General features: G+C 70.8%; 15 protein-coding genes. 10 read left to right on the top strand and 5 right to left on the bottom strand.

Going from position 1 to position 16,291, the window contains the following annotated elements; translation table 11 throughout:
* The first annotated feature begins 3 nt into the window (after window positions 1-3).
* Window positions 4-408, top strand: a complete 405-nt coding sequence (locus ACFO9I_RS18095; RefSeq protein WP_379183370.1) for a hypothetical protein — start codon at window positions 4-6, stop codon at window positions 406-408.
* A 37-nt stretch (window positions 409-445) separates the two neighbouring features.
* Window positions 446-829 carry a VOC family protein gene (locus ACFO9I_RS18090; protein ID WP_379183368.1) on the top strand — a complete coding sequence of 128 codons (384 nt, stop codon included), beginning with the start codon at window positions 446-448 and terminating at the stop codon, window positions 827-829.
* On the opposite strand, the gene ACFO9I_RS18085 is transcribed toward ACFO9I_RS18090, so the two are convergent.
* Window positions 818-3,061, bottom strand: a complete 2,244-nt coding sequence (locus ACFO9I_RS18085) for a PP2C family protein-serine/threonine phosphatase (RefSeq protein ID WP_379183366.1) — start codon at window positions 3,059-3,061, stop codon at window positions 818-820. The genes ACFO9I_RS18090 and ACFO9I_RS18085 overlap by 12 nt on opposite strands.
* Window positions 3,062-3,445: 384 nt before the next feature.
* On the opposite strand from ACFO9I_RS18085, the gene ACFO9I_RS18080 reads away from it, so the two are divergent.
* The 3 genes from ACFO9I_RS18080 to ACFO9I_RS18070 all read left to right on the top strand — a co-directional run bounded on the left by ACFO9I_RS18080 (window position 3,446) and on the right by ACFO9I_RS18070 (window position 6,037).
* On the top strand, window positions 3,446-4,135 hold the full coding sequence (locus ACFO9I_RS18080) for an aspartate/glutamate racemase family protein (protein ID WP_379183364.1): 690 nt from the start codon (window positions 3,446-3,448) through the stop codon (window positions 4,133-4,135).
* A gap of 179 nt (window positions 4,136-4,314) precedes the next feature.
* The gene (locus tag ACFO9I_RS18075; protein WP_379183667.1) at window positions 4,315-4,665 is read left to right on the top strand and encodes a YciI family protein; all 351 of its coding nucleotides are present in this window, start codon (window positions 4,315-4,317) and stop codon (window positions 4,663-4,665) included.
* Window positions 4,666-4,711: 46 nt separating this feature from the next.
* The gene (locus ACFO9I_RS18070) at window positions 4,712-6,037 is read left to right on the top strand and encodes an RNA polymerase sigma factor (RefSeq protein ID WP_379183362.1); all 1,326 of its coding nucleotides are present in this window, start codon (window positions 4,712-4,714) and stop codon (window positions 6,035-6,037) included.
* On the opposite strand, the gene ACFO9I_RS18065 is transcribed toward ACFO9I_RS18070, so the two are convergent.
* Window positions 6,009-7,013, bottom strand: coding sequence for a beta-ketoacyl-ACP synthase III (locus tag ACFO9I_RS18065; RefSeq protein WP_379183360.1), 1,005 nt, complete (start codon window positions 7,011-7,013; stop codon window positions 6,009-6,011). The two genes, ACFO9I_RS18070 and ACFO9I_RS18065, sit on opposite strands and share 29 nt — an antisense overlap.
* Before the next feature lie 218 nt (window positions 7,014-7,231).
* Here ACFO9I_RS18065 and ACFO9I_RS18060 point away from each other — a divergent pair, with 218 nt between their 5' ends.
* A complete protein-coding gene (locus ACFO9I_RS18060; RefSeq protein WP_379183358.1) occupies window positions 7,232-8,656 on the top strand; it encodes an MFS transporter in 1,425 nt (474 codons plus the stop codon).
* Window positions 8,657-9,079: 423 nt separating this feature from the next.
* The gene (locus tag ACFO9I_RS18055; protein ID WP_379183356.1) at window positions 9,080-9,253 is read left to right on the top strand and encodes a hypothetical protein; all 174 of its coding nucleotides are present in this window, start codon (window positions 9,080-9,082) and stop codon (window positions 9,251-9,253) included.
* A 119-nt stretch (window positions 9,254-9,372) separates the two neighbouring features.
* Here ACFO9I_RS18055 and ACFO9I_RS18050 read toward each other — a convergent pair whose 3' ends face one another.
* Together ACFO9I_RS18050 and ACFO9I_RS18045 are read right to left on the bottom strand one after the other, a co-directional pair.
* Window positions 9,373-10,047: an enoyl-CoA hydratase-related protein gene (locus ACFO9I_RS18050; RefSeq protein ID WP_379183354.1), complete on the bottom strand. Its 675-nt coding sequence runs from the start codon at window positions 10,045-10,047 to the stop codon at window positions 9,373-9,375.
* A gap of 321 nt (window positions 10,048-10,368) precedes the next feature.
* The gene (locus ACFO9I_RS18045) at window positions 10,369-11,283 is read right to left on the bottom strand and encodes a LysR substrate-binding domain-containing protein (RefSeq protein ID WP_379183352.1); all 915 of its coding nucleotides are present in this window, start codon (window positions 11,281-11,283) and stop codon (window positions 10,369-10,371) included.
* A gap of 68 nt (window positions 11,284-11,351) precedes the next feature.
* Between ACFO9I_RS18045 and ACFO9I_RS18040 the strand changes: the two genes are divergently transcribed.
* Entirely contained in the window at window positions 11,352-12,548 is a 1,197-nt protein-coding gene (locus tag ACFO9I_RS18040) for a diaminopropionate ammonia-lyase (RefSeq protein WP_379183350.1), read from the top strand.
* Between the two features lie 19 nt (window positions 12,549-12,567).
* Here the strand turns inward: ACFO9I_RS18040 and ACFO9I_RS18035 are convergent, their stop codons facing one another.
* Complete coding sequence (locus ACFO9I_RS18035) at window positions 12,568-13,293, bottom strand: hypothetical protein (protein WP_379183348.1); 726 nt, start codon at window positions 13,291-13,293, stop codon at window positions 12,568-12,570.
* Between the two features lie 230 nt (window positions 13,294-13,523).
* On the opposite strand from ACFO9I_RS18035, the gene ACFO9I_RS18030 reads away from it, so the two are divergent.
* Together ACFO9I_RS18030 and ACFO9I_RS18025 are read left to right on the top strand one after the other, a co-directional pair.
* Complete coding sequence (locus ACFO9I_RS18030; protein ID WP_379183346.1) at window positions 13,524-14,906, top strand: dipeptidase; 1,383 nt, start codon at window positions 13,524-13,526, stop codon at window positions 14,904-14,906.
* A 14-nt stretch (window positions 14,907-14,920) separates the two neighbouring features.
* The gene (locus ACFO9I_RS18025) at window positions 14,921-16,117 is read left to right on the top strand and encodes an acyl-CoA dehydrogenase family protein (protein WP_379183344.1); all 1,197 of its coding nucleotides are present in this window, start codon (window positions 14,921-14,923) and stop codon (window positions 16,115-16,117) included.
* Window positions 16,118-16,291: the final 174 nt, after the last annotated feature.

Raw genomic sequence — 16,291 nt, 5'->3', positions numbered from 1 at the left:
GCCATGGCTACACCGGAACGACGCCGCGACACGACCGTCGCCACTCCGCAGCTGACGACGGCGGAGCGACCCGCACCCTTGGAGCAGAGCCGCGACTTCGGCTGGCTGATCACGGTGCTCAGCGCCGTGGGGGCCCTGGTCGGCTCCTGGGCCCTGTTCCCGACCGATGTCGTGGGCATGTGGGCGGGCTACTGGGTGTCGGTGCTGGCCACGATCTCGCTCATGGGCGTGATGTGGCTGCGCAGCTCCCTGCCCACCGGGCCCGGGGTGGCGATCACCGCTGTGCCCGGCGCCGGCCTCGTCCTGCTGGGGGCGCTGCGCGACTACCCGACGACGATCGCGGTCGTCATGGTGGCCGGTGGCGTCGGCATCCTCCTCGGCGCGCTGCTGCAGGCCCGACGCCACTGAGTCGTGCGGCCGGCCCGAACCGGGCAGGATCGACGCCATGCCCAGCCGGATCGCCGCCATCACGATCGACGCCGTCCGCCCACGCCTGGTCGCCGGCTTCTGGTGCGACGTCCTCGGCTGGCGGGTGCTCGAGGAGGACGAGGGCGTGCTCACCATCGCGCCGGAGGACGGAGGCCGGCCGACCATCGACGTGGCCCCGGTGCCGGAGGGGAAGATGGTCAAGAACCGCCTCCACCTCGACCTGCGCGCCGACGGCTCGTCGACCGCCGCCGAGCTGGACCGCCTCCTCGGCCTGGGGGCGCGGCGTGTGGACGTCGGGCAGCGAGCCGACGCCACCTGGGTGGTCCTCGCCGACCCCGAGGGCAACGAGTTCTGCCTGCTCTCGCGGACCGTCCAGGAGGTCGCCGGCTCAGGCCCGTAGCGAGGGCCCGACCGCCGGCTGCGGTCCGGCTGTCGGGGGCGGCCCCGGCCGGACCTGGTCATCCTGGGGCTCTCTGGGCCTCGGACGGTTCAAGCCGTCTCCGTCGTCGACGACGGGAACGTCCGGGACACGGCCTCGGACCAGCGTGCCGTCCGTCCCGTCCTGCCGAGCCCGTTGACCGTCGAAGCGGACCACCATCAGCGCCACGTCGTCGCCCCGGACCTCCTGGCCCGACCACGACAGCAGGAGATCGGTGCAGAGCTCCAGCTCGATGGGGTACCGAGGGCGCAGGCGCTCGGCGGTACGCATCAGCTCACCCATGCCGAGGTCCAGTCCGTGCACGCGGTCCTCCACCAGTCCGTCGGTGTAGAGCACCATGACGTCGCCGGGGGACAGCTGCAGCTGAGCCTGGGGACGAGTGACTGCCGGCACTCCCAAGGGGGGCGATCCTCCCGACAGCAGGTAGCGCGCAGGCTCGGACCGGGGCACCAACAGCGGAGGGACGTGCCCGGCACGGGCGATCCGGACGACTCCCGAGTGCAGGTCGACGAGGGCGAAGGTCACCGTGGCGATCTCGTCCTCGGCCAGCTCGTGGGTCAGTGCATCCAGGCCCTCGAGGACCCGACCGGGGTTCGGGTCGAGCCGGGCCAGGGTGCGCAACGTGGTGCGGACCTGGCCCATCACCGCTGCTGCGTGGAGTCCCTTGCCCATCACATCACCCACGACGACGGCGACCTGGTGCTCATCGATGTGCAAGCAGTCGAACCAGTCGCCACCGACGCGCAGGCCCTGCTCGCCGGCGACGTACCGGCTGGACACGGTCAGGCCCGGCGGAGAGTGGAGCCTTGCGGGCAGCAGCGACGCCTGCAGCGTCGCCGCTGCGCGAGCCTGGTCCTCGTAGGCCGCGGCGCGACCCCAGGCCTGTCCGGCCTGGCTGACGACACCGGCGAGCATCCGCCGGGTGGCCGGCGAGAACTGCCTCGGCTGTGCGGACCAGGTGACCAGCAGCGCGGGCGGTGTCTGGGACGTTCCCAGCGGGACGAGCACCAGCGACCCGATGTCAGCTGCCGGCCGCGGGTGGTCGCCCAACCAGCCGTCGACCTCGGCGGGTGTCTGCAGATAGACCCCCTCACCGTTCAGGTGCAGCCGGGGGAGCAGGAGGCCGGCTTGTTGCCGCCACGGCTCCGGGACCTGCGGCTCGGTCGCGGCCACCAGGCCGGCCGGTTCGGTGAGCTGTTGCCACGCCAGGACGTGGTGGTGCGGGTGACCGCCCAGCACGGCCACCTGCTCGCCCAGACCGCCCGCCACCTCGGCCGTCGTACGAGCGCGGGAGAACTGCTCCGCCGAGACCATCAGGGAGCTCGAGACCTGCAGCGCCTCGCGCAGCTGGGCCTCGCGACGGTCCAGCTCGGTCTCGCTGTAGCGGTCGACGTCGCGCAGCTGCAGGACCATGGTGCTGACCACGCCGATCGCCAGCACGGCGAAGGTGAGCACCCGGAGCGAGAGGCTGCCCCACCACACGGGGGTGAACCGTTGCGCGGCCAGCGCGTTGAGGACTATCTCGTAGACCGCGATCAGCAACGTCAGGGCGATCCAGCCACGCAAGGCCGGGGCGTCCCGCCCGCCCCGCCACGTCCACAGGAACGCCGAGAGCAGCAGCAGTGCGCCCACGAGCCACTCGAGCGCCAGCAGCAGCGAGGTGTAGCGCGACTCGGCGGTCAGCAGGTTCGGGAGCGGCAAGGCGTCGGCCGCCAGCAGGAACGCGACCGAGGTTCCGCCGACACTCAACACCCACCGATGACGCCGGCCCAGGCGCACGACGCCGGCCAGGGCTCCCACGCCGACGCAGACGTGGAACAGCAGGTAGAGACCCGCGCTGCCCTCGCCACTGGTCGAGAACGGCCCTCCGGACGGGTCCACGAGCGGGAACGAGACCACCTGGAGCGCCATCGCCACCACGGCCGCCGTCAGGCCCGCGCAGAACCAGCTGACCCAGGCATCGGTGGCTGAGCGCAGCCGCAGCTCGAGCGCCACCAGCGCCAGGAGGGCGAACACCGGTGCGGTCGCGAAGCGGATCACCGACGCCGACGGGGGCGGCACGCCCCCGACCGCCAGGGCCGCGAGGTACACGCTCGCCGCGACGACCGTCGTTCCACCGGCGACGAGCAGGTCCAGCTGGCGTCGGGGGAGCGGTCGGCGCGCATCGAGGACCAGCCCGTTGTCCGACTCCACCCCCCGAGCCTAGAAATCGCCGGTGCCCGATCAGCAGGGACCAAGGTCACACACTGAGCACGCCTGCGCGCTGCAGGAGCTGCCTCCCCGACCTCGGTGAGGCATCACCGCCGCCCTTCGCGCGATCGGACACGTGTCCGGGCCCTGGCACAGCGCAACCCGGTGATTTCACCGGCGCGAGCACGGGTGCGGCGGGCGCACGATGGTGACTCCACCGCGAAGAAGGAGAACCGCCATGAACCCGATGCACCCCGAGCTCGCCCGTCACGAGATCAGTCGCCGCCTGAGCGCGGCCGCCGACGAGCGCCGCAGGCGGCTGGCTCGGGGACGACTCCACTGGACCCGGCGCATGCACGTGGAAGCCCACGACCCGGCCCCGGGTCGATGAAGCGCATCGGCCTGCTGGGCGGCATGAGCTGGGAGAGCACGGCGCTCTACTACCGGCTGCTCAACGAGGGTGTGGCTCAGCGACTCGGCGGCCTGCACTCCGCCGACTGCGTCGTGACGTCGGTCGACTTCGCACCCGTCGCCGAGCTCCAGGCGTCCGGGAGCTGGGAGCAGGCCGCCGGCCTGCTGGCTGACCGGGCGAGAGACCTGCAGGCGGCGGGCGCGGAGGTCGTGCTGCTCTGCACCAACACCATGCACAAGGTGGCCACACAGATCCAGGACGCCATCGACGTCCCCCTGCTGAACATCATCGACACCACCGCGGATGCGGCGCGGCGCGCCGGCCTCAGCCGTCTCGGTCTCCTGGCGACGGGATTCACCATGGAGCAGTCGTTCTACCGGGAGCGGATGGAGTCGCACGGGCTGGAGGTCGTCGTCCCCGAGGCGCCGAGCCGCGCGCTGGTGCACCGGGTGATCTACGAGGAGCTGTGCCGTGGCATCTTCGAGGAAGCGTCTCGTGAGGAGGTCCGCAGGGTCATCGGTGAGCTCGGCGACCGCGGAGCCGACGGCATCATCCTCGGCTGCACCGAGATCGAGCTGCTGGTCGGACCGGCCGACAGCCCGGTGCCCGTGCTGCCCACCACGGCGCTGCACGCCGAGGCCGCGATCGACGCCGCGCTCCGCTGACCGCGGCAGGGCCGTCACCTCGACCGCCGGCACCGCCGGAGACCTTGCTGGAAAATGGTTCGACCACCGATGTCGAAGACGGAGGATGTCGTTCGACGTTGGGGTGAGTCGGCCACCGAGGAGCGGTGGGCGCCGAGCTTGAGGAGAGGTCAATGCCACGGTTCATGGGTTTCGTGAGGATGGAAGAGGGCCAGGGCGCTCCGCCGCAGGCTCTGTTCGAGGCGATGGACAAGTACATCGGCGAGCAGGCCGCAGCCGGGGCGTTCCTCGACGGGGGCGGCCTCTACGGCACCGAGGACGCCGTCAACTTCGTGGTCCGCGACGGTGAGACGACGCGGGTCGACGGCCCGTACGCCGAGGCCAAGGAGGTCGTCGGTGGGTGGGCGCTGATGCAGTACGACAGCCTGGAGGACGCGATCGAGAACCAGCGGGAGTTCGCCGAGCTGCACGCGACGTACTGGCCGGAGTGCCGCATGGTCGCCACCCTGCGTCAGATCCCGGACGAGCCGCCGGCGACCGCCGAGGCCTGAGCCCGTACGTCGTACCTGGCCGTGCGGCCGGCCCTAGGCTGGCCGCATGGCCGGGACCACCCCAGAGTCCAGTACTGCGTCGTCCACCGCCGCGAGGATCACGGCGGAGACGATCACCGCGACCTGGCGGGCGGAGTCCGCGCGGCTGGTCGGCGCCCTGACCCGGATGACGCGGGACCTCGACCTCGCCGAGGACCTGGCCCAGGACGCCCTGGTCAGCGCGCTCGAGCAGTGGCCGTCCCAGGGCGTCCCGGACAACCCCGGCGCGTGGTTGATGACCACCGCCAAGCGCCGCGCCGTGGACGCCTTCCGGCGGGCCGATCGCCTGCGTCGCAGGACCGAGGAGATCGGTCACGGCCTGAGCGAGGAGGACGCGATGCCCGACCTCACCGAGCAGGTCGACTTCATCGAGGACGACGTCCTCCGCCTGGTCTTCCTGTCCTGCCACCCGAGGCTCACCCCGGAGTCCCGGGCCGCGCTGACGCTGCGCCTGGTCGGGGGACTGACCACCGCCGAGATCGCACGTGGCTTCCTGACCACCGAGACGGCGATGGGGCAACGGATCTCCCGGGCCAAGAAGACCCTCAGTGACGTTCGCGCCGAGTTCGAGATCCCGGTGGGGGAGGAGCGCGCGGCGCGGCTCGACGACGTGATGGCCGTCATCTACCTGATCTTCAACGAGGGCTACACCGCGACCGCGGGCGACGACTGGATGCGCCCCGAGCTGACCACCGAGGCGATCCGACTGGCCCGGATGCTGGCCCGGCTGGTGCCGGACGAGCCGGAGGTCCACGGGCTGCAGGCGCTGCTGGAGCTGCAGGCCTCCCGCGGCCCCGCCCGCGTCGACGGCCAGGGCAGGCCGGTGCTGCTCGACGACCAGGACCGTCGTCTCTGGGACGCGTTGCTGATCCGCCGCGGGCTGGCCGCGCTGGAGCGTGCCGAGCTGCTCGCGCGTGGTGGGAGACCGGTCGGCCGGTACTACCTGCAGGCCGCGATCGCGTCGCAGCACGCCCGCGCCGCGACGGCCGAGGCGACGGACTGGCGCACCATCGCACGCCTCTACGACGTGCTCGCCCGGGCCGCGCCCGGGCCGGTCGTGGAGGTCAACCGGGCCGTCGCACACGGGCGTTCCTCCGGCCCGGCGGCCGGCCTGGCGGTGCTCGACGACCTCCCCGCTGACGCGCTCTCCGGCTCGCACCTGCTCCCCAGCGTGCGCGGCGACCTCCTCGCCCGGGCCGGACGCCGGGCCGAGGCCGCCGCGTCCTTCCGCGAGGCGGCGTCCCTCACCCGCAACGAGAGCGAACGAGCCCTGCTGCTCGGTCGTGCCGAGGAGGCCGAGGCTGCTAGTCCAGGGCCACCGGCGGGACCGTGACGACCTGCCCGGCGTAGCTCAACCCGGCACCGAAGGCGATCAGCAGCGCGGTGTCCCCGGGCTTCGCGTCGCCGTTGCGGATCATCGCCTCGATGGCCAGGGGGACCGAAGCCGCCGAGGTGTTGCCGGAGTCCTGGACGTCGCGCGCGACCGCGATGCCCTCGGGGAGCCGGAGGTTGCGGGCCAGGGTCTCGGTGATCCGCAGGTTCGCCTGGTGCGGGATGAACGCGTCCAGGTCGGAGAGGTCCAGCCCGGCGCTCGCGACGGCCTCACAGGCGACGTCGGCCATCGCGAACGGCGCCCAGCGGAAGACCTGGGTGCCCTGCATCTGCACGACCAGCGGGTGGTCCGGGTCGAGCTCGTCGCAGCGCACCGACTGCGTGATGACCTGGGACTGCGAGCCGTCGGAGCCCCAGGCGACCGGGCCGATGCCGGCCCGTTCGGCGGGACCGACCACGACCGCGCCGGCGCCGTCGGCGAAGATGAACGCGGTGCCCCGGTCCGTTGGGTCCATGAACCTGCTCAACCGCTCGGCGCCGACCACGAGGACGTGCCCGGCGTTGCCGCCGCGGACCAGGTCGGAGCCGACCGACAGGGCGTGGCAGAAGCCCGCGCACCCGGCGGACACGTCGAACGCCGCCGCGCGCGAGCCGAGCCGGTCCGCGAGCACCGGCGCCGCGGCGGGGGTGTGCTGGACGTGGGTCGAGGTCGCGAAGATGACCGTGCCGATGTCGCCCGCGGCGACGCCGGACGCCTTCAGCGCCCGCTCCGCCGCGATCGTCGCCATGTCGAGCAGCGACTCGTCCTCCGCGGCGTACCGCCTGGTCCGGATGCCGGAGCGGGTCTGGATCCACTCGTCGCTGGAGTCCAGCACCTCGCAGATCTCGTCGTTGGTCACGATGCGCTGGGGGCGGTGGACGCCGAGGCCGAGCATGGCGGTCGCGGTCGCGCCCGACCGCTGGTTGATGGTCGTCACGAGGCGAAGGCTACGCGGGCGGCGTCCACGGGAGGTCTCCCCGGTCCTGTCACGACTCCTGGTCGTCAGGTCGTGGCCGCCTGGCGCGGCGACGAGCGGCCCTCCTCGAGCTGTCGTGGCCCCCTCGCGACAACCCGGCGATCTCGCCGGTGCGAGTCGGTGCCTCAGGACGAGACGGTGATGAGGCCCGCGAACCCCCCCCGACCCAGGTGAGAGTCATGACCGTCGCCACCCAACACCGGACCGCACGTCCCATCGCGGCGAGCGCCGCCCAAGCGGCGCCCGAGCTCGCAAACCACGCGCGCCGGCGACGTGCGCTCGCGCTGGGCCTGCTGGTCTCCGCGCAGTTCGTCGTCATGCTCGACACCTCGATCGTCAACGTCGCGCTCCCCTCCATCCAGGCAGATCTCACGCTCAGCCCCACCGGATTGAGCTGGGTCGTCAACGCCTACGTGGTGACCTTCGGTGGCCTTCTGCTGCTGTTCGGGCGGGTCGCCGACCTCATCGGACGACGCCGCATGTTCGTCGCCGGGTCAGCGCTGTTCGCCGTCGGCACCCTCCTGGCCGCGAGCGCCGCTGACGAATGGATGCTCGTCGCCGGACGCGTCATCCAGGGCGCCGGCGCCGCCGCGCTCAGCCCCGCAGCGATGTCGCTGCTGATGCTGAACTTTCCCGGCGAGCAGCGGGCCCGAGCGATGAGCCTGTGGGGAGCGGCATCCGCAGTCGGCGGAGCCACCGGGGTCCTGGCCGGGGGACTGCTCGCCGGCGCGTTCGGCTGGTCCTCGGTGTTCCTGGTGACGATGCCCGCCTCCATCGCCGCCGTCGTCCTTGCCCGACGCGTCCTTGGGGACACCGGCCGCGGCGACAGCCGCAGCTTCGACGCCGGTGGCGCGGTCACCATCACCACAGCCGTGGTCGCGCTCGTCAACGGCGCCCTCAGCGCCGCAGACCGCGGCCTGATGTCCCCCAGTGTGCTCATCTCCCTCACGACATCCGCGCTCCTCTTCGGCGCCTTCATCGCCATCGAGCGTCGTGCCTCGGACCCGCTCGTCCCACTCGACCTCTTCCGCTCCCGTGTCCTCTCGACCGGTATCGCACTTGCCGTGCTCGGTGGAGCCGCCCGTGCCTCGACCTTCGTGCTGATCGCGCTGTATCTGCAGAAGGCGCTCACCATGTCGCCCGAGCACGCCGGTCTCGCCATGGTGCCGACCTCGGTCACCGGATTCGTGGTGAACCTGACGCTGCTCCCGCGGGTGCTGCGCGCGATCGGCCCGCGGCGAAGCCTGGTCGTCGGCCTCGTCATCCTCGCGGTCGGCCACCTGTGGCTCGCCCATGCGCCGACCGGGTACGGCTACGCGTTCGCTGTGCTGCCAGGTCTGTTGCTCGTCGCGACTGGAGTTGCTCTCAGCTTCATGCCGACCACAATGGTCATCGCCTCTGCTGTTCCTGACTCGCACGCCGGCCTCGCCTCCGGTTTGGCCAGCTCCGCGACGCAGATCGGCGCCGCTCTCGGCACGGCCACCTTCACCGCCATTGCCCTGTCCACCGGCGGCACCGGCACGGGATTCACCGCTGCGTTCACCGCGGCCGCCGTGGTCGCGGCCGCCACCGCTCTCGTGGCCCTTCCCATCGCACGTCGTTGAGACCGCGCTGGCTCCGAGGAGCCGCCGCTCACGAGGTACTGCACCTGGCACCGCTGTGTACCACCGACTGCTCAACAAGAGCGTTGCCGAACGACTCGGTGACCTGCACTCCGCAGACCTGCCCCTGATCTCGGTTGACCGGCCGGCTTCTGGCTGACCGCGCCCGTGAAAGCCAGCTTGCCGGCGCCGAGCTGGTGCTGCTGTTCACGAACACGATGCACAAGGCCGCAGCACACATTAGAGAGGTGGCACTCGGCTGACGACCAGCCAGCAACATGGCTGGCCGCATCCTCAGCGACGCGGCCGACAGCGCCCGAAATCCCGGCCGTCTCCCCGGCGAATCTCCCGGTCCGACAACAAGCCGTCCGCGACAGCGTGGAACCCATCACCGGACGCCCTCGAGGCGGCCACCAGGACCAGGAGATGAGCCCCATGTCGTACATCATCGAGGAAGAGACCGGCACCTACACCGGGCCCCGGCGCCGCCACAACGGCTACTACGCCGGCGACTTCAGCCGCACCCCGATGGCCACGCCCGAGCAGCTCGCCGCCATCGCCAGGATGCGTCCGGGGAACCTGACGGGTTGGCGATCCTGACCAGCCCGACCAAGGAGACGCACTGTCGGCACCGCTCAGCGCCGGTCAGCCGTGCCGAGTCCTCAGGGCACGGGACTCGTCGGGGCAGTGATCGGGCTCGGTCGGCGGGGTTCGACCCGCTATCCCCTTGGGCCGGAGGTCACCATGGCTGGTGCGAGCCGCTCGACGGCCGTGGCGAACATCGTCGACTTGATCGCGCCGAGCGTGCGAGGGTCTTTGCCCGCCAGTGGCGCGACCCTGGCGATCGCAGTCGTCAGCAGGTCGTCCGCGTCTGCGATGTCGTCGACCAAGCCCGTCCCCAGTGCTGCAGGGCCCGTGAAACGCCGGCCGGTCGTCATCGCCGCGACGGCGGCGCCAGGGGTGAGCTTGGCCTGGATGAGCGCCGCCATCCCTGGCGAAAACGCAACATCGAGGTCGATCTCAGGGAAGCAGAAGTAGCCGCGATCGGCCCTCATGACCCTCCAGTCGTGGGCCAACGCGAACAAGGCGCCCGCTCCGAAGGCGTGCCCGTTGACCGCGGCGACCGTCGGCACCGGCAGGGTCAGCACGCGTGCCAGCAAGTCTGCGGTGCGTCGACCGTGAACTTCCTGCAGGTCTGGGTTCGCCCTCACCTGCTCGAGGTCGAGCCCTGTGGAGTAGAACTTGCCCTCGGCGACCGTGACCAGAGGAGCCGGCGACGCCACCACCTCATCGAGGGCGTCCCCGATGGCATCGGCCAAGCTGAGGGAGAAGCGGTTCTCGTCGTCGCCCAGGCACAAGACATGGACACCGTCTCGCCAGGTGAGGGAAGGCACAGCAGTCGTCTCCTTCGTCGGTCTTCGCATGGGTCGCCGAACCGCCACGGCGCGACGGTTCGGCATGGGCAGGCCTTTCAGCGGTGGTCTCGGACGGCCCTTGGTGCGCCACGTTCGCTCGTGCAACCTGCCGCGCGGGCGGGGCGGGCCATCAGTGAGAACGAGTTCCGCCGGCTCGACCACTCCGCTTCGGGAGCAATCCTGCAGACACGGAGCAGCCGAGGTAAAGCGGGAAGAAGAGGCCCCAATGCTGAAGTAGACGTGCACGATCACCGCGCGCTGTCGAAGCGCACGAAGTACTTCATCGTCTCCGACCGTGTCTCAGGCAGGTGCCAAGGTCGCGGCCGCCTGTTCGAGCGCGGCGCGCATCGCGACGATCGCGGTGCGGTTGCGCGCCGCCTTGCGGTAGGCGAGCAGAACCTGGCGGTTCTGGACCTGCGGCGATGCGGGCAGGCTCCGCACCTCGGAGGTGGCCAGCTGGAGTGCGAGCCGAGGCAGCACCGCAACGGCCAGCCCGGCCTCGACGAAGCGCAGCTGCACCGCGAGATCCTCGGTTGAGCAGACGATGCGCGGCTCGAATCCCTGCTGGCGGCACTGACTGACCACCCACGTGTGCGGGACGGACTCCGCAGCCTCGACCGCCCAGCCGGCGGTACTCAGCTGCGCGAAGACGTTCGTCTCGTTGCTGACAGAAGCGAAGGTGGCCTCGTCCATGACGAGCATGAGGGGCTCATCGAGCAGGTGGTCGAAGACCAGCCCCGGCGTGGCGGGAGCCGGAATGCCGGGATAGGCCTCCGCGACCACCACGTCGAGGTCGGCAGCGTGCAACGCGGGGAGCGTCTTCTCCGGCTCGCCCTGATGGAACTCGACGGTCAGCTCTGGATGGTTCTTGCGCAGGATGGCGATGGCCTCTGGGACAAGGGTCATCGCAGCTGACTGGAACGCGGCCAGTCGCACTGTGCCGCGCGGCTGGTCGAGTGACTGGGAGATGTCGGCCTCGGCCAGCTCCACGAGATCGAGGATGCGGGCCGCGTGCTCCACCAGGATGGTCCCCTGCGGCGTGAGGTGCAGCCGGCGGCCGACGGGCTCGACGAGGGAGACGCCAACCTCGCGCTCGAGCTGCCGGATCTGCTGGGAGACGGCGGAGGTGCTGTACGACAGGCTCTCGGCGACGGCGGAGAGCGTGCCTCGATGGTGCAGCTCGCGCAGCACCTTCAGTCGCATGATGTTGAGCATTCGCGGCCTCTCGTGTGTGGTCGTGCCGCCTGGGCGTCTCTCCGCCTGCGGGGCGACGACAGATCATTGTGAAGCAGCGCCGGAAGGAACTGTCCCAGAACTGCCGCTTTGTCTTCAAGGTGCGTCCGACCATGATGAGCGCCATGGTGCTTGACCACTGGTATGCGAACCCCGCCGCGAGGACATGGCGCACCGCGCCGCCGGAGTCGGCTCGCGCCTTCCACCGGACGTTCGCGGGCTACCGACCTACACCCCTGACCTCGCTGCCGGCCCTGGCTGCAGAGCTCGGTGTCGGGCATGTCCTGTTGAAGGACGAGTCGCAACGCCTCGGGCTGCCCGCGTTCAAGATCCTGGGCGCATCGTGGGCTACCTGCCGCGCGCTCTGCACGCGCTACGGCCTGGACCTCGGCACCGTGACGCTCGCCGGCCTCCGCACCTACCTCGGCGCTGAAGTCACGGCGGAACTGCGACCCGTGTTGGTGACGGCCACAGACGGAAACCACGGAAGGGCCGTGGCCCGGGTGGCGTCCCTGCTCGGTCTGGCCGCGCGGATCTACGTCCCGAAGGGCGTGAGCGACGCGGCGATCGAAGCGATCCGAACCGAAGGGGCAGAGCTGGTCGAGACTGAGCTGGACTACGACGACGCGGTGGCGCTGGCAGCCCGGTCGACGGAGGACGACGAGGTCGATCTGCTCATCCAAGACACGTCGTGGACCGGCTACGCCGACGTCCCCCGGTGGATCGTCGACGGCTACGCCACGTTGTTCGAGGAGGTCGACGAAGCGCTCGGTGAGCGCGGCCTGCCCGGCCCACAGCTGGTGGCCTGTCCGGTAGGGGTGGGTGCGTTCGCCCACGCGATGGTCGACCACTACCGGTCGCGCGCGAGCGCCCCGGCCCTGCTCAGCGTCGAGCCGGACACCGCCGCCTGTCTGGTCCAGTCCCTGCTCGCCGGACGACCGCTGACCGTCGAGACCGGTGCGACCATCATGACCGGGATGAACTGCGGAACGCCGTCGGAGCTCGGCTGGCCCGCGCTGCTCGCCGGGGTGGACGCCGCCATCACGGTCTCCGACGAGGAATGCCGCCGCGCCGTCGCGGACCTGACCGATCTGGCGCAGGACGTCGGCCCGTGTGGCGCCTCCACCCTCGCCGGCGTGCGGAAGGTCGCCACGACCAGCGCTCGCCGGGACGCGCTCGGCCTCGACGACCAGTCCGTCGTCGTGCTGGTCAGCACCGAAGGTTTCCAGGCGAACCCTCTGAGCTGACGGGGCCACCAGCGCAAGGTCAGGCATCTCCACCGTGCGTGCCCGATGCTCGACCGGTGATGGCGACCAGCCAGATCATCCAGGTCAGGCTCAGGATCCACGAGGCGACGATGAGCACCGAGTGAGCGGCGTTGAATCCGCCGGTCCCTGCGACCCAGCCCTCGGCGACGTAGGTCAGGCCCGACAGGGCGACCAGGCCGGCCACCACCCGGGGGGCACTCGTCCGGACCGCCGCCAGGGCGGCCGCGAGAGCGACCAGGGCGAGCCCCATTGCGTAGGCGTGGTAGCTGCTCATGCCCCACTCCAGCCACCGCATCGCCTCGGCGCTGGCGAACCGGGCAGACTTGTCTGCGTCGGACGCCGTCAACCAGGCGCGGTCGACCTGCTTGTTCCCGATGCCGTCGACGGCCTGGAGAACGCCGTACAGCCCCAGCGAGACCACTGCCAGGGCCGCACCGACACGACCGGCCCAGATGGGACGACGTGCCGAGATCTCGAGCGCGCTGGCAAGGACCAGGAGCCCGGCGACCAGGACGGCGACCGCCGCGAACTGGAGGGCATGCACGCCCTTCCAATCACCGCTATGGGCGTACGCCGCGAAGATCGAGTGATGGTCGTTGGCGTCTCCGCCGGTGTGGAACTGCGTGACGAGGATGAAGAGCAGTTGCCCGGCAAGGAGCAGCCTCGCCGCGAGGCGGAGGGCTGGGCGCGCGGCCTGGTGTGACGGCGAAGGTCCGGTGGTCATGGTGACTTCCTGTGCTGGTGGCGGGTGATGACCGCTACACGGTCCCGCGGGTAGCCAGGACTTCGTACCGGCGAAATCACCGGGTTCCGTGCATTGCCTCGCCTGGGTCCGGTCTGCAGGGCACGGATCCGCCGGATGAAGTGGGCGCCGAAGCAGTGAAGTAGAAGTGAACGAAACAGTCCGGAAAGTGCCGCTTTTGCTTCACTCTCGATCTCAGCATGATGGTGGCCGTGACGAGCGTCGACGACATCAGGGCCCGTGTGACCGCCGTCCTCCCTGACATCCGCCGGGAGCTGGAGGAGCTGGTCAGGATCGAGTCGGTCAGTGCCGACCCCAGGAGAGCCGGGGAAGTGCGGCGCAGCGCCGAGGCGGTCGCCGACCTGCTCCGGGCCGCTGCGTTCGAGACCGTCGAGATCGTGAGCTTCGACGGTGGCGCCCCAGCAGTGATCGCCCACAAGCCCGGCCCTGCGGGCGCGCCGACGGTCCTGCTGTACGCACACCACGACGTCCAACCGGAGAACGACCGCCGCGACTGGCACTCGCCCCCGTTCGAGCCGACCGAGCGAGACGGCCGGCTCTACGCTCGCGGCGCCGCCGACGACAAGGCCGGCATCGCCGCCCACCTCGGCGCTGTTCGTGCCTACGGCGACGACCTGCCTGCCAGCGTCATCGTCTTCATCGAGGGGGAGGAGGAGGTCGGCTCCGCAACCCTGCCGGCCCTTCTCAGCGAGCATCGCGACAAGCTGGACGCCGACATCATCGTCATCGCCGACTCCACCAACGCAGCCGTCGGCGTTCCCGCCCTGACCACCAGCCTGCGCGGTCTCGTCCGCGTCGACGTGGAGGTCCGCACCCTGACCCATGCGGTCCACTCCGGCGGCTGGGGCGGTCTGCTGCCCGACGCGCTGATCACGCTATGCCGGCTGGTCGCCAGCCTCCACGACGATCGCGGCAACGTGGCGGTGCAGGGGCTGCGCCGTGGACGTACCGCAGAGATCGAGGGCGCCACGGACCTGTTGCGCGCCGGTGCCAGCGCCGCCGACGGCGTCGAGTGGATCGGCGACGGCCCTGCGGTCGAGCGACTGTGGGCCAAGCCGGCGTTGAGCGTCACAGGTCTTGACGCGCCGCGCGTCGACGGCGCCAGCAACACCCTGGTGCCGACTGCCCGCGCGCGGATCTCGATGCGGATCGCGCCGGGGGACACACCCGAGAACGCGGTGGCCTGCCTGACCGCCCACCTGAAAGCCCACGTGCCCTGGGGCGCCCAGCTGGACCTCGCCGTGGTCGACACCGGCAAGGCAACCCTGATCGATGCCTCCGGCCCGACCTACGACGCCGCCCGTGCCGCCTTCAAGGAGGCCTGGGACGGCACCGAACCCGTGCTCATGGGCGTCGGCGGCTCCATCCCCTTCGTCGCCGAGTTCCGCGAGGCGTTCCCCGAGGCGACCGTCCTGATCACCGGCGTCGAGGACCCCGACAGCCGTGCCCACGGCGCCAACGAGAGCCTGCACCTCGGCGAGTTCGCGCGCGTGGTCCTGGCCGAAGCGTTGCTGCTGCACCATCTCGGCACCCCCCGACCGCCCACGAAGAGCCCGGAGCGCCCCACGACATGAGACACGCAGACCCCATGACCCTGCCGAGACTCGACCCCGCCGACCCCGCCTGCCTCGACGACCTGCTCTCGGCCGACGAGAAGGCAGTCCGCAGCGCCGTGCGAGCCATGCTCGACACGTCCGTCGAGCCCTACATCGCGGACTGGTTCGAGCAAGGCCGCATCCCGAACATCCGGGAGATCACCCAAGAGCTCGGAGCGCTCGGCGTGCTGGGCATGCACCTCGACGGCTACGGCTGCGCAGGGATGTCCGCCGTCGACTACGGCGTCGCCTGCCTCGAGCTCGAGGCCACGGACTCCGGGATCCGGTCGCTGGTCTCGGTCCAGGGTTCGCTGGCGATGTTCGCGATCTGGCGCTGGGGTAGCGAGGAGCAACGACAAGAATGGCTGCCCCGGATGGCCGCAGGCGACATGATCGGATGCTTCGGCCTCACCGAGCCCGACGTCGGGTCGGATCCGGGGGCCATGACCACGCGGGCCCACCGGGACGGAAGCGACTGGATCCTCAACGGGCGCAAGATGTGGATCTCCAACGCCCCGCACGCCGACGTGGCCGTCGTGTGGGCGCACGCGTACGGGAAGGACGGCGCGGACGAGGGGATCGCGGGGTTCGTCGTACCGACCGACTCGCCCGGCTTCACCGTCAACGAGGTCGGACACAAGATGTCCCTCCGTGCCTCGGCGACGGGTGAGCTCGTCCTGGACGACGTCCGGCTGCCCGACACCGCCGTCTTCCCCGAGGTCCGGGGTCTGCGCGGTCCCCTCGCATGCCTCAACGAGGCGCGGTACGGCGTCGTGTGGGGGTCCCTGGGTGCCGCACGCTCCAGCATCGAAACCGCGCGACGCTACGCCATCGAACGCACGCAGTTCGGCAAACCGATCGGAGCCTTCCAGCTGACCCAGCAGAAGCTCGCCGACATGACCCTGGAGTACGTCAAGGGCTACCTCTTGGCGGTGCACCTGGGCCGGCGCAAGGACACCGGCGACCTGCGCCCCGAGCAGGTCAGCATCGGGAAGCTCAACAACGTGCGTGAGGCGATCGAGATCTGCCGCACCGCGCGCACCATCCTCGGCGCCAACGGCATCTCGCTCGAGTACCCCGTCATCCGACACCAGAACAACCTCGAATCGGTGCTGACCTACGAGGGCAGCGTCGAGATGCACACCCTGGTGCTCGGCCAGGTGCTCACCGGAACGCCGGCGTTCCGCTGACTTCCGGGGTACCTGGTTGGCTGCACAGCTCCCCGTGGGTTTCACCGCTGTTCCCCGCGCCCGCTTCCCTCCGGCGTGGGCGTACGCCCTGCGCGATCCACTTGGCCTGCCGCGCCGGCACGACCTGAGACACGAAGGCCCGCCGACGCGCCGCGCGCCTGCCGGCCATCCACC

The sequence above is a fragment of the Nocardioides sp. GCM10023255 genome (assembly GCF_042653125.1).
In the GTDB taxonomy this organism is placed as follows: Bacteria; Actinomycetota; Actinomycetes; order Propionibacteriales; family Nocardioidaceae; genus Nocardioides.
Note: the sequence above shows the minus strand (reverse complement) of the source record. Positions and strands in the feature narration are given on the sequence as shown.